Below are 17,098 nucleotides of genomic sequence, written 5' to 3' on the forward strand. Positions count from 1 at the left end.
AACTGAACGTGCGACGTCTCACACACCGGCCCGGCGTCCCGTCCTGTGCTGACAGGTGCGAAGATGGGGCTCGGCAGGACAGGGCCCCCACCGAAGGGCCGAAGAACGAGCGGCCGGACACCAGCCGCCGACCGGTCGCCGCAGACCGGCGTGGCGCACATGCATGGAGGACGTGACGTGGCGAACGACGCCAGCACCGTTTTCGACCTAGTGATCCTCGGCGGTGGCAGCGGTGGTTACGCCGCGGCCCTGCGCGGGGCTCAGCTGGGCCTGGACGTCGCCCTGATCGAGAAGGACAAGGTCGGCGGTACCTGCCTGCACCGGGGGTGCATCCCCACCAAGGCCCTGCTGCACGCGGGCGAGATCGCCGACCAGGCCCGCGAGAGCGAGCAGTTCGGTGTGAAGGCCACCTTCGAGGGCATCGACATTCCCGCCGTGCACAAGTACAAGGACGGCGTCGTCGCCGGCCTGTACAAGGGACTGCAGGGGCTGATCGCCTCTCGCAAGGTCACCTACATCGAGGGCGAGGGCCGGCTGTCCTCCCCCACCTCCGTCGACGTGGGCGGCCGGCGTGTCCAGGGCCGCCACGTGCTGCTGGCGACCGGCTCCGTGCCGAAGTCGCTGCCGGGCCTGGAGATCGACGGCGACCGGATCATCTCCTCCGACCACGCCCTCGTCCTGGACCGCGTGCCCAAGTCCGCGATCATCCTGGGCGGCGGTGTCATCGGCGTCGAGTTCGCCTCCGCGTGGAAGTCCTTCGGTTCGGACGTCACGATCATCGAGGGCCTCAAGCACCTCGCCCCCCTCGAGGACGAGAACTCCTCCAAGCTTCTTGAGCGCGCGTTCCGCAAGCGCGGCATCAAGTTCAACCTGGGCACCTTCTTCTCGAAGGCCGAGTACACCCCCGACGGTGTCAAGGTCATCCTCGCCGACGGCAAGGAGTTCGAGGCCGAGGTCCTGCTCGTGGCCGTCGGCCGCGGCCCCGTCTCCCAGGGTCTGGGATACGAGGAGCAGGGCGTCGCCATGGACCGCGGCTACGTCCTGGTCGACGAGTACATGCGCACCAACGTCCCGACCATCTCCGCCGTCGGCGACCTCGTCCCGACGCTCCAGCTCGCACACGTCGGTTTCGCCGAGGGCATCCTGGTGGCGGAGCGTCTGGCCGGTCTCAAGACCGTTCCGATCGACTACGACGGTGTGCCCCGGGTGACGTACTGCCACCCCGAGGTGGCCTCCGTCGGTATCACCGAGGCCAAGGCCAAGGAGATCTACGGCGCGGACAAGGTCGTCGCTCTGAAGTACAACCTCGCGGGCAACGGCAGGAGCAAGATCCTGAACACCTCGGGCGAGATCAAGCTCGTCCAGGTCAAGGACGGTGCCGTGGTCGGCGTCCACATGGTCGGCGACCGCATGGGCGAGCAGGTCGGCGAAGCCCAGCTGATCTACAACTGGGAGGCGCTGCCGGCCGAGGTCGCCCAGCTCATCCATGCCCACCCGACGCAGAACGAGGCGCTCGGCGAGGCACACCTGGCCCTCGCGGGCAAGCCCCTCCACGCCCACGACTGACCCTCGGTCGACGAACGCGACGAACCAGACTTCCGCAATTCGTAAGGAGCAACCGAAACCATGGCGGTTTCCGTAACCCTTCCGGCGCTCGGCGAGAGCGTCACCGAGGGCACCGTCACCCGCTGGCTGAAGGCCGAGGGTGAACGCGTCGAGGCCGACGAGCCGCTGCTCGAGGTGTCGACCGACAAGGTCGACACCGAGATCCCCTCGCCCGCCGCCGGTGTCCTCGCGTCCATCAAGGTCGCCGAGGACGAGACCGTCGAGGTCGGCGCCGAGCTGGCCGTCATCGACGACGGCACGGGCGCGCCCGCTGCCGCCCCGGCTCCGGCCGCCGAGGAGGTCGCCCCGCCGGCGCCCGAGCCGGCCCCGGCCGCCCAGCCGTCCACCGAGCAGGCCGCCCCGGCGCCCGCTCCCACCGCCGAGGCCGCTTCCGGCGGCGGCAGCGCCGAGGGCACGGACGTCGTCCTGCCCGCACTCGGCGAGTCCGTCACCGAGGGCACCGTCACCCGGTGGCTGAAGGAGGTCGGCGACTCCGTCGAGGCCGACGAGCCGCTGCTCGAGGTCTCCACGGACAAGGTCGACACCGAGATCCCGGCACCCACTTCGGGTGTACTGCTGGAGATCACGGTCGGCGAGGACGAGACCGCGGAGGTCGGCGCCAAGCTGGCCGTCATCGGTGCCCCGGGTGCGGCTCCGGCCGCCGCTCCGGCCCCCGCCGCCCCGGCTCCGGCGCCCGCCGCCGAGGCCCCCGCTCCGGCTCCGGCGCCCGCCCCGGCCGCCCCCGCGGCTCCGGCTGCCCCGGCCCCGCAGGCGCCCTCGGCTCCGGCCCCGCAGCAGCAGACCACCCCGGCTCCCGAGCCGGCCCCGTCCGCTCCGGCGCCCGCCCCGGCTCCGGTCACCCCGGCCGCTGCTCCGGCCGCGACCTCCGGTGGCGACGGCGCGTACGTGACCCCGCTGGTGCGCAAGCTCGCCGCCGAAAACGGCGTCGACCTGGCCACCGTGAAGGGCAGCGGCGTCGGCGGCCGGATCCGCAAGCAGGACGTCACCGCCGCCGCCGAGGCCGCGAAGGCCGCCGCGGCCGCTCCGGCTCCGGCTGCCGCCGCGGCTCCGGCGAAGAAGGCGCCCACCCTGGAGGCCTCCCCCCTCCGTGGCCAGACCGTCAAGATGCCGCGCATCCGCAAGGTCATCGGCGACAACATGGTCAAGGCGCTGCACGAGCAGGCCCAGCTGTCCTCGGTCGTCGAGGTCGACGTCACCCGCCTGATGCGCCTGCGCAACCAGGCCAAGGACTCCTTCGCCGCGCGCGAGGGCGTCAAGCTCTCCCCGATGCCGTTCTTCGTGAAGGCGGCGGCCCAGGCGCTGAAGGCCCACCCGGTCATCAACGCCCGGATCAACGTGGACGAGGGCACGATCACCTACTTCGACACCGAGAGCGTCGGTATCGCGGTGGACTCCGAGAAGGGCCTGATGACCCCGGTCATCAAGCACGCCGGTGATCTCAACATCGCCGGTATCGCGAAGGCCACGGCGGAGCTCGCCGGCAAGGTCCGCGCCAACAAGATCACCCCGGACGAGCTGTCCGGAGCGACCTTCACCATCTCCAACACCGGGTCGCGCGGCGCGCTCTTCGACACGATCATCGTGCCGCCGGGCCAGGTCGCGATCCTCGGTATCGGTGCCACGGTCAAGCGTCCGGCGGTCATCGAGACCGAGGAGGGCACGGTCATCGGCGTCCGCGACATGACCTACCTGACCCTCTCCTACGACCACCGCCTGGTGGACGGCGCCGACGCGGCCCGTTACCTGACCGCGGTCAAGGCGATCCTGGAGGCGGGCGAGTTCGAGGTCGAGCTCGGCCTGTAAACCCCGCTCAGTGCATTACGTCGGTGCCCTCGCCCGGAATCTCCGGGCGAGGGCATCTGCGTCAGAGGCGCAGTGCTGTAGCCGAAGGGGCATAACGAACATGTAAGTCTCGTCTCACCTGCACGAAAGCGCCCCCACGCGCCCCTCCCACGGAGCGGACCGGTCGTATTGTCTAAACGTCAAACGCCCCGGGGCCGATGGGCGGCCCCTCCCTAAGGAGCCCTCATGACCGCGCCCGTCGTCCACTCGCTGCGCGAGCAGATCCGCGAGCACATCGTGGAGGGGATCGTCAGCGGGCGCTGGCAGCCGGGCGAGCGGATCGTGGAGCGGCGGATCGCGACCGAGCTGGAGGTCAGCCAGACCCCGGTGCGGGAGGCGCTGCGGGAGCTGGAGTCGCTGCGACTGATCGAGTCCGCGCCGAACAAGGGCGTACGGGTGCGGAACCTGACGGCGGCCGACCTGGAGGAGAGTTACCCGGTCCGGGCCGGCCTGGAGGCGATCGCCGCGGAGCTGGCCGCTCAGAGGCTGGCGGAGGACTGCTCGGCACTGGAGCCGCATGTCGCCGCCCTGTACGAGGCCGACCGCGACGCCGACGGCACGGGCCAGGTGCGGCACACGGTCGCCTTCCACCGGGAACTGGTCCGCGCGGCCGGCAACTCGGTGCTGCTGCACACCTGGGAGGGCCTGGGCATCGAGGTGTTCACGGCCCTGTCGATCCGGTGGCTGGGGACGGTGCAGCAGTCGTACGCGGAGGAGCACGACGAACTCGTGCAGGCCTTCCGCAGGCGGGACCCGAGGATCGCGGAGCTGGTGAAGGCGCACGTGCTGGGCTGTGCGCCGCGCGCCTGAAGCCCGTCCGCCAACCGAGCGCACCCGAGCTCACCTGCGGAAACCCTTCGAAAATGCGGCACCCGGTGCCCATCGGGAAGGCACCGCGTGCCGACTTTCTCGGAATCGAGAAGTTTTGCCCTTCAACCCTTTGATCGATCATCGATCAGGGAGTTACAGTCACCGACGGACCTCCACCGAGGTCTCAGCCCTGTCCTGCCAAAGACCAAGGGCACCCCATACAACCCCATAGGGAACCCCCTTCGACTGAGGAAGGCGGCGACATGACCGACCCCCACGCCATCCAGCCGAGCGCGCTCGACCAGCTCCCGGACCGGGACCCGGAGGAGACCGCCGAATGGCAGGCCTCGCTGGACGCGGTCGCCAAGGCGGCCGGGCCGCACCGTGCCGCGTACCTGATGCGGCGCACGCTGGAGCGGGCCGAGGGCAACGGCATCGCGCTGCCCAAGCTGCTCGAGACGGACTACGTCAACACCATCCCCACCGCCGCCGAGCCGGGCGTGCCCGGTGACGCGGAGATGGAGGCCCGGATCACCGCGTGGAACCGCTGGAACGCGGCCGCGATGGTGACCCGGGGCGCGAAACACGGCGTCGGCGGCCACATCGCCACCTTCGCCTCCGCGGCCTGGCTCTACGAGACGGGCTTCAACCATTTCTTCAAGGGCAAGGAATCCCAGGAGTCGCCCGGCTCGGGTGACCAGCTCTACATCCAGGGCCACGCCTCCCCCGGTATCTACGCCCGCGCCTTCCTCGACGGCCGGCTGACCGAGCAGCACCTCGACAACTTCCGCCAGGAGGCGGGCGGCAACGGCCTCCCGTCGTACCCGCACCCGCGGCGCCTGCCCTGGCTGTGGGAGTTCCCGACGGTGTCGATGGGGCTCGGCCCGCTCTCCGCGATCTACCAGGCGCGCTTCAACCGGTACCTCACCAACCGCGGCATCAAGGACGTCTCCCAGTCCCACGTCTGGGCGTTCCTCGGTGACGGCGAGATGGACGAGCCCGAGTCGACGGCGGCTCTCGCGCTCGCGGCCCGCGAGGAGCTCGACAACCTCACCTTCGTCATCAACTGCAATCTGCAGCGCCTCGACGGCCCGGTCCGCGCCAACTTCAAGATCGTGCAGGAGCTGGAGGCCCAGTTCCGCGGCGCCGGCTGGAACGTCATCAAGACGCTGTGGGGTTCCGCCTGGGACGAGCTGTTCCAGCTGGACACCACGGGCGCGCTGGTCCGCCGGCTGCGCGAGGTGCCGGACGCCCAGGTGCAGACGTACCAGACGCGTGACGCGGCCTACATCCGCCAGGACTTCTTCGGCTCGGACCCGGCCCTCGTCGAGATGGCGAAGCTGCTGAGCGACGACAAGATCCTGGAGTGTTTCCACCTCTCGCGCGGTGGCCACGAGGCGAGCAAGGTGTACGCGGCGTACAAGGCGGCCGTCGAGCACACGGGCGCGCCGACCGTGATCCTGGCCCAGACCGTCAAGGGCCACACCCTCGGCGAGGGCTTCGCGTCGAAGAACGCCAACCACCAGATGAAGAAGCTCTCGGTGGACGAGTTCAAGGCGATGCGCGACCGCCTCGACCTGCCGATCAAGGACAGCGACTTCGTCGACGGCGTGGTCCCCTACGGCCACCCCGGCGCCGACTCCCCCGAGGTCCGCTACCTCCAGGAGCGCCGCGCGGCCCTCGGCGGTCCGGCCCCGGCCCGCCGGACGCACGCCCTCGCGCCGCTGCCCGCCCCCGCCGAGAAGGCCTTCGCCTCCTTCGACAAGGGCTCCGGCTCGCAGAACGTCGCCACCACCATGGCTTTCGTCCGCCTGATCAAGGACCTGGTCCGCGACAAGGAGACGGGCAGGCGCTGGGTGCCGATCGTCCCCGACGAGGCGCGCACCTTCGGCATGGAGAGCCTGTTCCCCTCCCTCGGGATCTACTCCCCCAAGGGCCAGACGTACGAGCCGGTCGACCGCGACCAGCTGATGTACTACAAGGAGGCCAAGAACGGCCAGATCCTCAACGAGGGGATCACCGAGGCCGGTTCGATGGCCGACTTCATCGCCGCTTCGACGTCGTACGCGACGCACGGCGAGGCGATGATCCCGTTCTACATCTTCTACTCGATGTTCGGCTGGCAGCGCACGGCCGACCAGATGTGGCAGCTCGGCGACCAGCTCGGCCGCGGCTTCCTCGTCGGCGCCACGGCCGGCCGCACCACCCTGACCGGTGAGGGCCTGCAGCACGCCGACGGCCACTCCCCCGTCATCGCGGCGACCAACCCGGCCGCGCTGACGTACGACCCGGCGTTCGCGTACGAGGTCGCGACCATCGTCAAGGACGGCCTGCGCCGCATGTACGGCGAGGCGGCCCCGGGTGAGGACCAGAACGTCTTCTACTACCTGACCGTCTACAACGAGCCGATCCCGCAGCCGGCCAAGCCGTCCGTCCCTGGCATCGACGAGGGCATCGTCAAGGGCCTGTACCGCTTCAACACGGCGGAGTCGGCGGGCCTGGCCCCGGTCGCCAACGCCCCGCGCATCCAGCTGCTGGGCTCCGGCACGGCGATCCACTGGGTTCTCGAGGCGCAGAAGCTGCTCGCCGAGGAGTGGGGCGTGGCCGCCGACGTGTGGTCCGCGACTTCCTGGACCGAGCTGCGGCGGGACGCGCTGGAGGCCGACGCGGGCCTCCTGCGCGGCGAGGAGCGGATCCCGTACGTCCGACAGGCGCTCCAGGGTGCCGAGGGTCCGGTGCTGGCGGTCTCCGACTACATGCGCCAGGTCCCGGACCAGATCGCGCAGTGGGTCGAGCAGGACTGGTCCTCGCTGGGCGCCGACGGCTTCGGCCTCTCGGACACCCGTGAGGCGGCCCGCCGCCACTTCGGCGTCGACGCCCAGTCGGTCGTCGTGGCCGCCCTCGCCCAGCTGGCCCGCCGCGGCGAGGTCAAGGCGACGGCCGTGAAGGAGGCGCGGGAGCGCTACGGCCTGTAGGGCCTGTAGGTCATCGCTCTTGTACTGAGCGTGTGTTGAGGGGGGCACGGCTTTCGCCGTGCCCCCCTTCGCTGTCAGTGAGCCCCGGCATCATGGCCGTATGCGTGCTGCCCGCCTGATCAAAATGGTGCTGCTGCTCCAGTCCCGGCCGACCATGACCGCCGCCGAGCTGGCGCGGGAGCTGGAGGTGTCCGAGCGGACCGTCACCCGGGACGCGCAGGCGCTGTCGGAGGCGGGCGTGCCGGTGTACGCCGACCGGGGGCGGGCCGGGGGGTACCGGCTGATCGGGGGGTATCGCACGCGGCTGACCGGGCTGGCCCGCGGCGAGGCCGAGGCGCTGTTCCTGTCGGGGCTGCCGGGGGCGCTGCGGGAGATGGGTCTTCAGGACGCTGCCTCGGCGGCCCGGCTGAAGGTGTCCGCGGCGCTGCTGCCGTCGGTGCGGGACGCCTCGCGTACGGCGGCGCAGCGGTTCCATCTGGACGCGCCGAGCTGGTTCAAGGAGCCGCAGACACCCGAGCTCCTGCCCGCCGTCGCCGACGCGGTGTGGGACGACCGGCGGATCTGCGCGCGCTACGTGCGCAAAGAGGGCGAGGGCGAGGTCGTGCGGGAGCTGGACCCGTACGGGCTCGTGCTGAAGGCAGGGGTCTGGTACCTGTGCGCGCGGGTGACGGAGGACGGCTCCTACCGGGTGTACCGGATCGACCGGTTCACCGCGGTGGAGACGGGCGAGGAACGGTTCGCGCGGGACGAGGAGTTCGACCTGCCGGGCTTCTGGGAGGAGCGGGCCGAGCAGTTCGCGCGCTCCATCCTGCGCGCCGAGGCCGTCGTACGGCTGTCCCGGGAGGGGGCGCGGGCGCTGCCGTACGTCGTCGACGCCCCGTCCACGCGGGAGGCGCTGGAGGCCGCGGGCGCCCCGGACGCGGACGGGTGGGTGACGGTGACCCTCCCGGTGGAGTCCGAGGAGGTCGCCCGCAGCCAGCTCGCGGCGCTCGGACCGGAGGCAGAGGTGCTGGCTCCGGAGAGTCTGCGGGCGCGTTTCCTGCGGGACGCGGCGCGACTGGCCGCGCTGTACGGGACATAACAATCCGTCTCACTCCACGTGCGCCCCACCCGTCCAGGGCCGATGCTGGACCCGTGATGGACGAGACGGAGTTCTGGGAGCTGGTGGACGCCAGCCGCGAGGCCGCCGAGGGCGACCCCGAGGAGCAGGCGGACCTGCTCGTGGACCGGCTGCTCCAGCTGGACCCGGAGATGGTGCTGGACTTCGCCCGTCACTTCGAGGCCCGCTACAACCGCGCGTACACCTGGGACTTGTGGGGCGCCGCCTGGGTCCTGCTGGACGGGGCGAGCGACGACGCGTTCGACTTCTTCCGGTGCTGGCTGATCGGCCAGGGCCGCGAGGTCTACGAGGGCGGTGTGCACGACCCCGACTCGCTGGCCGACCTCCTGGACGACTTCGACGAGGAACTCGACGGCGACGGCGAGGAGCTCGGCTACGCCGCGGACGAGGCCTACGAACAGCTCACCGGCGTCGTAGCCCCCGACCTGGGCATCCCGCCCGCGCCCTCGGAGCCGGCCGGGACCCCCGTCGACTTCGAGAACGAGCGGGTGCTGGCGGAGCGGTACCCCAAGCTGTGGGCGCGGTTCCGGGAGTGACTTCCGGGGTGACCGGGGAGTGACTACGATCACGAGTTCGTCTCTCTCGTCTCCCTTTCCCGTCTTGCCCAGCGAGGGTCCATGGCGCGTATCCCCTACCCGGAGCGTCCCGCCGACGCCGTCGCCAGGCTTCCGGTGCCACTCAACGCCTTCCGCATGCTCTCCCACGCCCCGCCGCTGACGGGCCCGGCGATCGACCTGGGCCTGGCCGTGCTCGGCGCGTCCACGCTTCCGGTCCGGCTGCGCGAGCTGGTGGTCATGGCGGTCGCGGCCGGTACGGAATGCGCCTACGAGGCCGTCCAGCACCGCCCGATCGCACTGGCCGCGGGGGTGACTCCCGAGCAGCTCACGGCGGTCGCGCAACGGCGGGCGACCGGCCCGGAGTTCGACGCGGCGGAGTCGGCGGCCGTTACCGCCGTGCACGAACTGGTGTCCCGGCACACCCTCGCCGAGGACACGTTGGGAGCACTGCGCGCCGCTTTCACCGACCGGCAGGTCGTGGAGCTGATCACGACGATCGGCTACTACGGCATGCTGGCGGGCCTCATGAACGGGCTCGGGGTGGACGTCGACCCGTCCGGGGAGCGGTTCCTGGGGCTGACCGACCGGGGCGAAGGGAGCGAAAGGGGCGAGGAGGTATAGGCGTCAGGCTGCCGTCGTGCGGCGGCGGGCCGGGTCCGACGGGAGGTACGCCTGGGTCTGGTCGGCCCGCGCCGTGTGGTGCAGCGGTGCCTTGTTGGCCTGGTCGAGCGCGGACGCCGTGACGGCGGCCGGTCCCAGGACGACGGCCGCGACCGTGCAGAGCACCGTCCACATCCGGCTGTTGCCCCTCACGCTGCTGCTCATGATCCCCACCTCCGGTCGGCTTGTGACGCAGACCGTAGGCCACGGGAATCTCAGGGCCCTGCGCACCCGCTGTGGCGTACCTGTGAGCCTCACGCCCGGCCCTGCAGCCGTGCCGCCAGCTTCCTGATCTCCGGCAGCCGGGCGGTCAGGGCCACGCCGGGGCACCTCGTCATGTACGCGTCGTCGTGACCGGCCACGGCGGGCAGCAGGACGGCCATACCGGCCGGGTACCGGCTGAGGCTGTTGCTGGAGATCAGGCGGACCTTCGCGCGGGGGTCGATGCCGGCCAGTCCCAGCTTCCAGGCGACGAGGGCGGCGATGGACTCGGTCATCGCCTTCGGGACGGGGAGGCCGGCGGTGAAGGTGCCGAGGGCGGCGATGCCGGCCGTGCGGTGGTTGAAGCCCTGGGCGTGGGCGCCGGTGACGGGCCGGTCGATGCCGCCCGCGCGGCCCTCGTAGACGGTGCCGCAGCGGTCGACGAGGAAGTTGTAGCCGATGTCGTCCCAGTCCCGGTTCCGGGTCTGTCCCGTGTACAGGTCGCGGATGATGCGGGGCGCCTCGGCGCAGGCGTAGGCGTTGGGCGAGTCGGTGTGGTGGATGAAGACGGCGACCACCTTGTCGTCGTAGCGCGGGGGCGGCTGGGGCCGCCGGGTGTCGTCGTCCAGCCAGGCCGAGCGGGGCACGATGCGCGGTCTGGTCGCGACGTGCGGGGTGGCGGCGGGGCGGGCGGGGGCGGTCTGCCGGGAGGCACGGGCCGCGACCGTGTGCTCGGCCCCGTTCACGTACAGCACCAGCGCGACGACGGCGGCCAGTCCGGGCAGAGTGCCGAGCAGCACGAGCGCGGCGCCCGGTATCCGTACCGGACGGCGTCTCCGTGCCCGTCGCTGCCTTCGCGGGACACACATGTTCCCACTGTCCGACGGATCCGCCGCGCCCGCGATGTGTGCTGTGCCACCCGGTGGAACCATCGTCCCTGTGCGCGACGTTTTTCCAGGTGCACGCACACGTGGCCGGTTCCGGTGGCCACGCGTGCGCGCGGCTGATCACTGGGAGCGTCTGGCGCGTACTAGGAGACGCCCCCTGAGGGGTCCGACAGAAAGGCGGCTCCGTGGACCTGCTCGACATCCTGCTGTTGCTGGTGATCCTCGCCTACGCGGCGTCCGGCTACCGGCGCGGGCTGGTGGCCGGCTGTGTCTCGTTCGCCGGTTTCGTCGGCGGCGCGGCCGTCGGCGTATGGGTGCTGCCGTGGACGATGGACATGGCGTCGCCGGCGACCACCGCGGCGACGGTGACCGCCGTGCTGACGGTGCTGGTCCCGGCCGCCGTGGGACACGAGCTCGCCGGGCGGCTGGCGCTCACACTGCGGCGGGAACTGGACCGGGGGCCGCTCAGGGTGGCCGACGGCGTCGGCGGGGCCGCGGCCAACTCGGTGGCCGTGCTGATCGTGGCCTGGGTGGCCGCGAGCGTGCTCGGCGCGTCCTCGTCTGCGCTGGTCACCACCGCGATCCGGGACTCGGCCCTGCTGGGCGCCGTACAGAACACGATGCCGGACACCACCCCGGCCTGGTTCTCCCGGGCCACCTCCGCGCTCACCCAGGCGGGCTTCCCGCAGGTCTTCAACCCCTTCGAGAACGAGTCGACGGCCCAGGTCGCCAGGCCCACCGGCGACAGCGTCACCCCGAGCGCCACGAACGCGGCCAAGGTGAGCACCGTGAAGATCGAGGGCGTCTCGGGCACGCAGGGCCGCGAGGGCAGCGGCTTCGTGTACGCGCCGCGGCATGTGATGACCAACGCCCACGTGGTGGCCGGCATCGACGACCCGAGCGTGCGTGTCGGCGGTGTCGGGCGGGCGTACCCGGCACGCGTGGTGCTCTTCGACCCGGACAAGGACGTCGCGGTGCTGTACGTCCCCGAACTGAGCGCTCCGGTGCTGCGGTTCGACACCGGCGCCTCGCGCGGCAACTCGGCGGTCGTCGCCGGTTATCCGGAGGACGGCGACCTGAACCTCCAGGCGGCCACCGTGGCGAACCGGGTGCGGGCGACCGGGCAGAACATCTACAGCGACGCCACCGTCACCCGCGAGATCTACTCGATCCGCTCCACGGTCCGCCCCGGCAACTCCGGCGGCCCCCTGCTGACCACGGCCGGCAAGGTCTACGGCGTCGTCTTCGCCCGCTCCACCTCGGACAACGAGACGGGGTACGTGCTGACGGCCGACGAGGTCGCGCCCGACGCGCAGCGCGCGGCGAACGCGACGGCACGGGTGGACACGGGCGAACTGATCACGTCCTGAGCGGTGCTCGCCGGGCACGCCCCGGCCGCCGCGCCGGCCGGGTCCCGCTCTGCCCGGTGGAGCGCGGGCGTCGTACGACGGACCCGGCCGACCAGGTCAGTCGTACGACGGATCCGGCCGACCAAATCAGAGGGTGCGGCCCATGAGCACGTCGTCGACGTACTCGCCCTCCAGCAGGAACTCCTCGGGCAGGATCCCCTCCACCACGAACCCCTCGGACTCGTAGAGCCCCCGGGCGGGGGTGTTGTGCGCGAGCACGCGCAGGCTGATCCGGCGCGCCCCCTGCCGCCGCGCCTCCTCCAGCGCCCCCCGCAGCAGCGCCCGGCCGACCCCGGTGCCGCGCGCCTCCTCGGCCACGGCGAGGCCCTGGATCTGGCGGACGTGGGCGTTGCAGGCGAGGGATGTCGGGAAGCTCAGCCGGATGAAGCCGACGACGTTTCCGTCCAGCTCGGCGACGAGGTGGTCCCGGGGGCCGAACCGTTCGGTGTAGAAGGGCGGGTACGGCGGCTGGGGGCGCGGTTGGACGGCGTGCAGCGGGGACCAGGTCCGTCGGTCGATGCGGGCCAGCGTCTCCTCGTCGTCGAGGGTGGCGTGACGTATGCGGGGTACGGACATGCCGGTCACCCTATGACGGGCCACCGGGACCGGACCGGCGTTTTACCCACCGACCAGGCAGAATGAGCCCATGGAGCCTTCAAGGATCGCGGTGGCCGGTGCCTCCGGTCTGATCGGCGGCGCCCTGGTGCGGTCCCTGACCGCGGACGGGCACACGGTGGTGCGGTTGGTGCGCCGGGCACCCCGGACACCGGACGAGGTCCGCTGGGACCCCGGGCGCAAGTACGTCGACACGGCCGGCCTCGCCGGGTGCGACGCCGTGGTCAACCTGGCCGGGGCGGGCGTGGGTTCGCGGCGCTGGACGGATGCCTACAAGGCCACGATCCGGGACAGCCGGGTGCTGGGCACGGCGGCCCTCGCCGAGGCGGTGGCCGCTCTGGACACGCCGCCGCGGGTCTTCGTGAACGGCAGCGCGATGGGCTACTACGGCGAGACCGGCGACCGGCCCGTCGACGAGGACGCGCCGCCCGGGGAGGGCTTCCTGCCCGAACTGTGCGTGGAGTGGGAGGGCGCCGCGGCACCGGCCCAGGAGGCGGGCGTCCGCACGGTGTTCCCCCGGACGGGCCTGGTCGTGGCCAAGGAGGGCGGGGCCTGGGGGCGGCTGTTCCCGCTCTTCAAGGCGGGCCTGGGCGGGCGGATGGGTGACGGGCGGCAGTACTGGTCGTTCGTCGCGCTGCACGACGAGGTGGCCGCGATCCGGCATCTCATCGACACCGACGGCCTGTCGGGGCCGTTCAACATCACCGCCCCGCGGCCGCTGACGAACGGTGAGATCACCGCCGCGATGGGGCGTGTGCTGCACCGGCCGACGCTGTTCACGGTGCCCGCGCCGGTGCTGCGGGCGGCGCTCGGCGAGATGGCCGGGGATGTGCTGGGCAGCCAGCGGGTGTTGCCGATGCGGCTGCTGGAGTCGGGGTTCACGTTCGCGTTCCCGGAGATCGAGGAGGCGATCCGGGCGGCTCTGTGACGCCTGCGGTCGTATGCGACCGTCGTGCGACCGTGCCCTGTCGATGCGCGACTGTCCCGGACCGGTCACGGCCCTACCCTCGACCCGCACTCGGGTATTCCCGGAGCCAGTTGGAGGCAGGACGTCTCCTCCGGCCGCGCAACCTCGAGGAGGGGCACGTGCTTGAGCCCGCGAACCAGGCGGACGTCGTGATCGTGGGAGCCGGGGTCGCCGGGCTCTTCGCGGCGCATCGGCTGACCAGCGCAGGAGTGACGACCGCGGTACTGGAGGCGGCCCCGTGTGCGGGCGGCCGTATGTCGACCGAGAAGGTCGACGGCTTCCGGCTCGACCGCATCGGGCAGCTGCTGTCCACGGCGTATCCCGAGCTACGGCCGGCACCCGGGCTGGACGCCCTGGTGCTGCGGCCCTTCGCCCCGGGTGTGCTGCTGCACAGCGACGGACGCCATCACCGCGCGGGCGTCCTCACCGGTACGGGGGGCGCACGGGGCGCACTGGGCGCACGGGGGGCACTCCACGCGGTGCGCGCCCTGGCGAGCGCTCCCAGGTCTGCCGCCGCGCCGAAGGGCCGGGGAGCGCCGCGGCAGACCGGCGCGTCCGGCTCGTCCGGCGACTGGGGTGATCCGGAGCCGGCCTCCGAACCGAGGAGCCGGGCCCTTCCCTGGCCGAGCGCGGGGGCAAGGGGCGTTCCGCGGCCGGGGGCGGGGGCGGGGGCAAGGAGCGTTCTCCGACCGGGCGCCGGGGCGAAGGGCCGGAATGTTCCCGGGGCGAAGGGCCGGCGTGGCGCCTGGCCGGCCCCCGTGCCCGGGGCCGCCCGCGGCGCGCTCCGCGCGACAGCGCCGCTCGGCACCGCCGTCGACCAGGCCCGGCTCGGGGCCGCGCTGTCCCGGATCGCGCACACGCCCGTGGAACGTCTCCTGGCCCGCCTCGAACTGCCCGCCGGCCAGGCCCTCGCAGCCCGTGGTCTGCCCGCCCGGACGATCGACGGCTTCCTGCGCCCGTTGCTCGCCGCCCTGCTGTGCGACCCGGAGCTGACCACGTCCAGCCGGGCCGCGGACCTCGCGCTGCGTGCCTTCGCCCGGGGGCGGCTGTGCGTGCCGGAGGGCGGGGCCGAGGCCCTGCCGGAACTGCTCGCGCGGACGCTGCCGCCGGGGACCGTGCGCACCGGCGTGCGGGTCACCTCGGTCTCCACGACGTCGGTGACCACCGCCGAGCACGGCGAGATCCGCTGCCGGGCGGTGCTCCTCGCGACCGACGCCCGCGCCGCCGCCGAGCTGCTGCCCGGCCTGCGGGTGCCGGACTTCCACCCGGTGACGGTCGTCCACCACACCACGGACGAACCCCCCGCGACGGGCGCCTCCCTGCTGCTCGACGCGGACCGGGGCGGCCCGGTCTCCCACACGGCGGTGATCAGCCGGGTCGATCCGTCCCGCGCCCCCGCCGGCCGCACGCTCGTCTCCTCGACGGTCCTGGGCGATCCCCCGGCCGACCTCGACACCGCCGTACGCACGCACCTGGCACGCCTGTACGGCACCTCGACCCGGCGCTGGGAGACCCTCGCCGTCCACCACACCCCCGAGGCGGTACCCGCCATGCGCCCACCGCACGACCTGCGCCGCCCGGTCCGCCTGCTGGCGGGCCTGTACGTCTGCGGCGACCACCGCGACACCAGCACCGTCCAGGGCGCCCTGCACTCGGCCCGCCGGGCGTCGACGGCGATCCTGGCGGACCTGGGGATGGCGGGGTCGATGCACAGGGCGGACCCGCTCCCGACGGCACGGGCTGCCTGAAGCGCCCCAAAGGGGCGCGGGGCTGTGACACATGCGGCTCCGCCGCGTGGGCGCGACCAGCCACGACGGCGCAGGACCCCGCCACACGACGCCCGCCGCCACGGCGAGTGGGCGCCCGACTAGCTGTACTGCCCAGGCAGGTTGGTCAACCTGGTGATGGGCAGTACAACTAGCCCAGCGCGGCGACCTTGTCGCGATACCCCCGCACCGGTGCCGCGTCCTTGTACGGCTCCAGCCGGCGCTCGAAGTCGCGTACGTACTCGATCGCCCGCACCGACCGCATCTCGGCCGCCGCGCCGGCCGCCTCGGCACCCAGCGCGCAGGCCTGGTCGAGTTCACCGAGGCCCAAGCGGGCGGAGGCCAGGACGACACGGCAGAACAGGCGGCTGCGCGCGTAGGCGGGGGCGCGCAGTTGCAGGGAGCGTTCCGCGTGCTGGGCGGCCGCGCGGAACTGCTGGAGGTCGCGGTGGCAGTGCCCGAACTCGTCGGCGAGCTGCGCCTCGTCGAAGAACCGCGCCCAGTGCGGGACATCGTCGCCGGGCCGGGCCACCTCCAGCGCACGCTCGGCCCGCACGAGTGAGGCGGTGCAGGCACGTACCTCGCCCAGCACCCCGTGCCCGCGCGCCTCGACCGCGTGCAGCAGCGCCTGCACGACCGGCGGGGCGCTGGTCCCGACTCCCTGCTGGGCGACCCGGGCCAGTTGCACGGCCTCCCGGCCGTGCCCGAGGTAGACGGCCTGGCGGCTCATCGTGACCAGCACGTACGAGCCGTACGCCCGGTCCCCGGCCGCCTGCGACAGCCGCAGCGCCTGCACGAAGTACCGCTGGGCGAGACCGTGCGCGGCGATGTCGTACGACGTCCAGCCCGCGAGCCTGGTCAGGTCGGCGGCGGCGGCGAACAGGCGGCGGCCGGTCTGTTCGCCGTAGGTGCCGCGCAGCATGGGCTCGCACTCGTGCTCCAGGTAGCGCACGAGGGCCTGGCGGGCGTGGCCGCCGCCGTACTGGTCGTCGAGGGAGCGGAACAGCTCGCCGACCGAGCGGAGGGCGGCGATGTCGCCGCCGGTGACCTTCTGGCCGGGGCCGCGCTCGACGTGGCCGCGTTGCCGGGGTACCCCCGGGCGGCCCTGCGCGGGCACCCGGGCGGGCGGTTCGCCGCGGGCCACCTTGTCGTCGGGGCGGCCGATCAGCCAGTCCCGGCTCGGGACCACCAGGCCCGCCGGGGTGAACGCGATCTTGCGGAGCTCGGCGTGGCTGCCGGAGTCCTTGCGCCACAGCCCGCTGACGATGTCGACGGCCTCCTCGGGGGTGGCGGCGAATTCCAGGCCCGCGTACACCGGCGCGCAGGCGTCGAGCCCGAGGTCCTGGGCGGTGAGCCGGCGGCCGAGGCGGCGGGTGAAGACCTCGGCGATCAGGGCGGGGGTGGTGCCGCGGGGCTGCTGCCCGCGCAGCCACCGGGTCACGGATGTCTTGTCGTATCTGAGGTCCAGCCCGTGTTCGAGACCGAGCTGGTCCACTCGACGGGCCAGACCCGCGTTGGAGAACCCCGCTTCTGCGATGAGCGCGGCGAGCTGTCGGTTGGGAGTGCGCTGCGCGGGTCGTTCCGTCATCTGCGGTGCGGTCTCCTGCCTTTCGGGCCCCACTGAGGCCTGCGCGGCCGCCGAGGTGCCCGGATGCCTGTGAGC

General features: G+C 72.5%; 14 protein-coding genes. 10 read left to right on the forward strand and 4 right to left on the reverse strand.

Annotation, left to right across the window (positions count from 1 at the left end):
- Positions 1 to 177: 177 nt before the first annotated feature.
- The 7 genes from lpdA (at position 178) to ACIBK3_RS02530 (ending at position 9,551) form a co-directional block, all read left to right on the forward strand.
- Positions 178 to 1,566 carry a dihydrolipoyl dehydrogenase gene (gene lpdA / locus ACIBK3_RS02500; protein WP_399361048.1) on the forward strand — a complete coding sequence of 463 codons (1,389 nt, stop codon included), beginning with the start codon at positions 178 to 180 and terminating at the stop codon, positions 1,564 to 1,566.
- 60 nt (positions 1,567 to 1,626) lie between these two features.
- The gene (sucB, locus tag ACIBK3_RS02505; protein WP_399361050.1) at positions 1,627 to 3,429 is read left to right on the forward strand and encodes a 2-oxoglutarate dehydrogenase, E2 component, dihydrolipoamide succinyltransferase; all 1,803 of its coding nucleotides are present in this window, start codon (positions 1,627 to 1,629) and stop codon (positions 3,427 to 3,429) included.
- Between the two features lie 225 nt (positions 3,430 to 3,654).
- Entirely contained in the window at positions 3,655 to 4,278 is a 624-nt protein-coding gene (locus ACIBK3_RS02510) for a GntR family transcriptional regulator (RefSeq protein ID WP_399361052.1), read from the forward strand.
- 263 nt (positions 4,279 to 4,541) lie between these two features.
- Positions 4,542 to 7,253 (forward strand): pyruvate dehydrogenase (acetyl-transferring), homodimeric type, encoded by a 2,712-nt coding sequence (aceE, locus tag ACIBK3_RS02515; protein ID WP_399361054.1) that lies wholly within the window; start codon positions 4,542 to 4,544, stop codon positions 7,251 to 7,253.
- 100 nt (positions 7,254 to 7,353) lie between these two features.
- Entirely contained in the window at positions 7,354 to 8,334 is a 981-nt protein-coding gene (locus ACIBK3_RS02520) for a helix-turn-helix transcriptional regulator (protein WP_399361056.1), read from the forward strand.
- A gap of 56 nt (positions 8,335 to 8,390) precedes the next feature.
- Entirely contained in the window at positions 8,391 to 8,909 is a 519-nt protein-coding gene (locus ACIBK3_RS02525; protein ID WP_399362079.1) for a DUF4240 domain-containing protein, read from the forward strand.
- Between the two features lie 81 nt (positions 8,910 to 8,990).
- Positions 8,991 to 9,551 carry a carboxymuconolactone decarboxylase family protein gene (locus ACIBK3_RS02530; protein WP_399361057.1) on the forward strand — a complete coding sequence of 187 codons (561 nt, stop codon included), beginning with the start codon at positions 8,991 to 8,993 and terminating at the stop codon, positions 9,549 to 9,551.
- Between the two features lie 3 nt (positions 9,552 to 9,554).
- On the opposite strand, the gene ACIBK3_RS02535 is transcribed toward ACIBK3_RS02530, so the two are convergent.
- Positions 9,555 to 9,755: a hypothetical protein gene (locus tag ACIBK3_RS02535; protein WP_399361059.1), complete on the reverse strand. Its 201-nt coding sequence runs from the start codon at positions 9,753 to 9,755 to the stop codon at positions 9,555 to 9,557.
- Between the two features lie 89 nt (positions 9,756 to 9,844).
- Positions 9,845 to 10,660: a peptidoglycan recognition protein gene (locus ACIBK3_RS02540; protein WP_399361061.1), complete on the reverse strand. Its 816-nt coding sequence runs from the start codon at positions 10,658 to 10,660 to the stop codon at positions 9,845 to 9,847.
- Positions 10,661 to 10,863: 203 nt separating this feature from the next.
- Between ACIBK3_RS02540 and ACIBK3_RS02545 the strand changes: the two genes are divergently transcribed.
- Positions 10,864 to 12,048, forward strand: a complete 1,185-nt coding sequence (locus ACIBK3_RS02545; RefSeq protein WP_399361063.1) for a MarP family serine protease — start codon at positions 10,864 to 10,866, stop codon at positions 12,046 to 12,048.
- Positions 12,049 to 12,174: 126 nt separating this feature from the next.
- Here the strand turns inward: ACIBK3_RS02545 and ACIBK3_RS02550 are convergent, their stop codons facing one another.
- The gene (locus ACIBK3_RS02550; protein ID WP_399361065.1) at positions 12,175 to 12,663 is read right to left on the reverse strand and encodes a GNAT family N-acetyltransferase; all 489 of its coding nucleotides are present in this window, start codon (positions 12,661 to 12,663) and stop codon (positions 12,175 to 12,177) included.
- Positions 12,664 to 12,733: 70 nt separating this feature from the next.
- Here ACIBK3_RS02550 and ACIBK3_RS02555 point away from each other — a divergent pair, with 70 nt between their 5' ends.
- Together ACIBK3_RS02555 and ACIBK3_RS02560 are read left to right on the forward strand one after the other, a co-directional pair.
- Positions 12,734 to 13,630, forward strand: coding sequence for a TIGR01777 family oxidoreductase (locus ACIBK3_RS02555; protein WP_399361067.1), 897 nt, complete (start codon positions 12,734 to 12,736; stop codon positions 13,628 to 13,630).
- 158 nt (positions 13,631 to 13,788) lie between these two features.
- A complete protein-coding gene (locus ACIBK3_RS02560; RefSeq protein ID WP_399361069.1) occupies positions 13,789 to 15,417 on the forward strand; it encodes an NAD(P)/FAD-dependent oxidoreductase in 1,629 nt (542 codons plus the stop codon).
- A 169-nt stretch (positions 15,418 to 15,586) separates the two neighbouring features.
- On the opposite strand, the gene ACIBK3_RS02565 is transcribed toward ACIBK3_RS02560, so the two are convergent.
- A complete protein-coding gene (locus ACIBK3_RS02565) occupies positions 15,587 to 17,023 on the reverse strand; it encodes a regulator (protein ID WP_399361071.1) in 1,437 nt (478 codons plus the stop codon).
- Positions 17,024 to 17,098 lie beyond the last annotated feature (75 nt).

Source organism: Streptomyces sp. NPDC050287 (assembly GCF_044459385.1).
Lineage (GTDB): Bacteria > Actinomycetota > Actinomycetes > Streptomycetales > Streptomycetaceae > Streptomyces.

What these genes read in the sequence shown, in the direction of transcription:
- sucB (WP_399361050.1), top strand. Translation starts at nt 1,627, where the DNA reads ATGGCGGTTTCCGTAACCCTTCCGGCGCTCGGCGAGAGCGTCACCGAG.
- ACIBK3_RS02510 (WP_399361052.1), top strand. Translation starts at nt 3,655, where the DNA reads ATGACCGCGCCCGTCGTCCACTCGCTGCGCGAGCAGATCCGCGAGCAC.
- aceE (WP_399361054.1), top strand. Translation starts at nt 4,542, where the DNA reads ATGACCGACCCCCACGCCATCCAGCCGAGCGCGCTCGACCAGCTCCCG.
- ACIBK3_RS02520 (WP_399361056.1), top strand. Translation starts at nt 7,354, where the DNA reads ATGCGTGCTGCCCGCCTGATCAAAATGGTGCTGCTGCTCCAGTCCCGG.
- ACIBK3_RS02525 (WP_399362079.1), top strand. Translation starts at nt 8,391, where the DNA reads ATGGACGAGACGGAGTTCTGGGAGCTGGTGGACGCCAGCCGCGAGGCC.
- ACIBK3_RS02530 (WP_399361057.1), top strand. Translation starts at nt 8,991, where the DNA reads ATGGCGCGTATCCCCTACCCGGAGCGTCCCGCCGACGCCGTCGCCAGG.
- ACIBK3_RS02535 (WP_399361059.1), bottom strand. Translation starts at nt 9,755, where the DNA reads ATGAGCAGCAGCGTGAGGGGCAACAGCCGGATGTGGACGGTGCTCTGC.
- ACIBK3_RS02540 (WP_399361061.1), bottom strand. Translation starts at nt 10,660, where the DNA reads ATGTGTGTCCCGCGAAGGCAGCGACGGGCACGGAGACGCCGTCCGGTA.
- ACIBK3_RS02550 (WP_399361065.1), bottom strand. Translation starts at nt 12,663, where the DNA reads ATGTCCGTACCCCGCATACGTCACGCCACCCTCGACGACGAGGAGACG.
- ACIBK3_RS02555 (WP_399361067.1), top strand. Translation starts at nt 12,734, where the DNA reads ATGGAGCCTTCAAGGATCGCGGTGGCCGGTGCCTCCGGTCTGATCGGC.
- ACIBK3_RS02565 (WP_399361071.1), bottom strand. Translation starts at nt 17,023, where the DNA reads ATGACGGAACGACCCGCGCAGCGCACTCCCAACCGACAGCTCGCCGCG.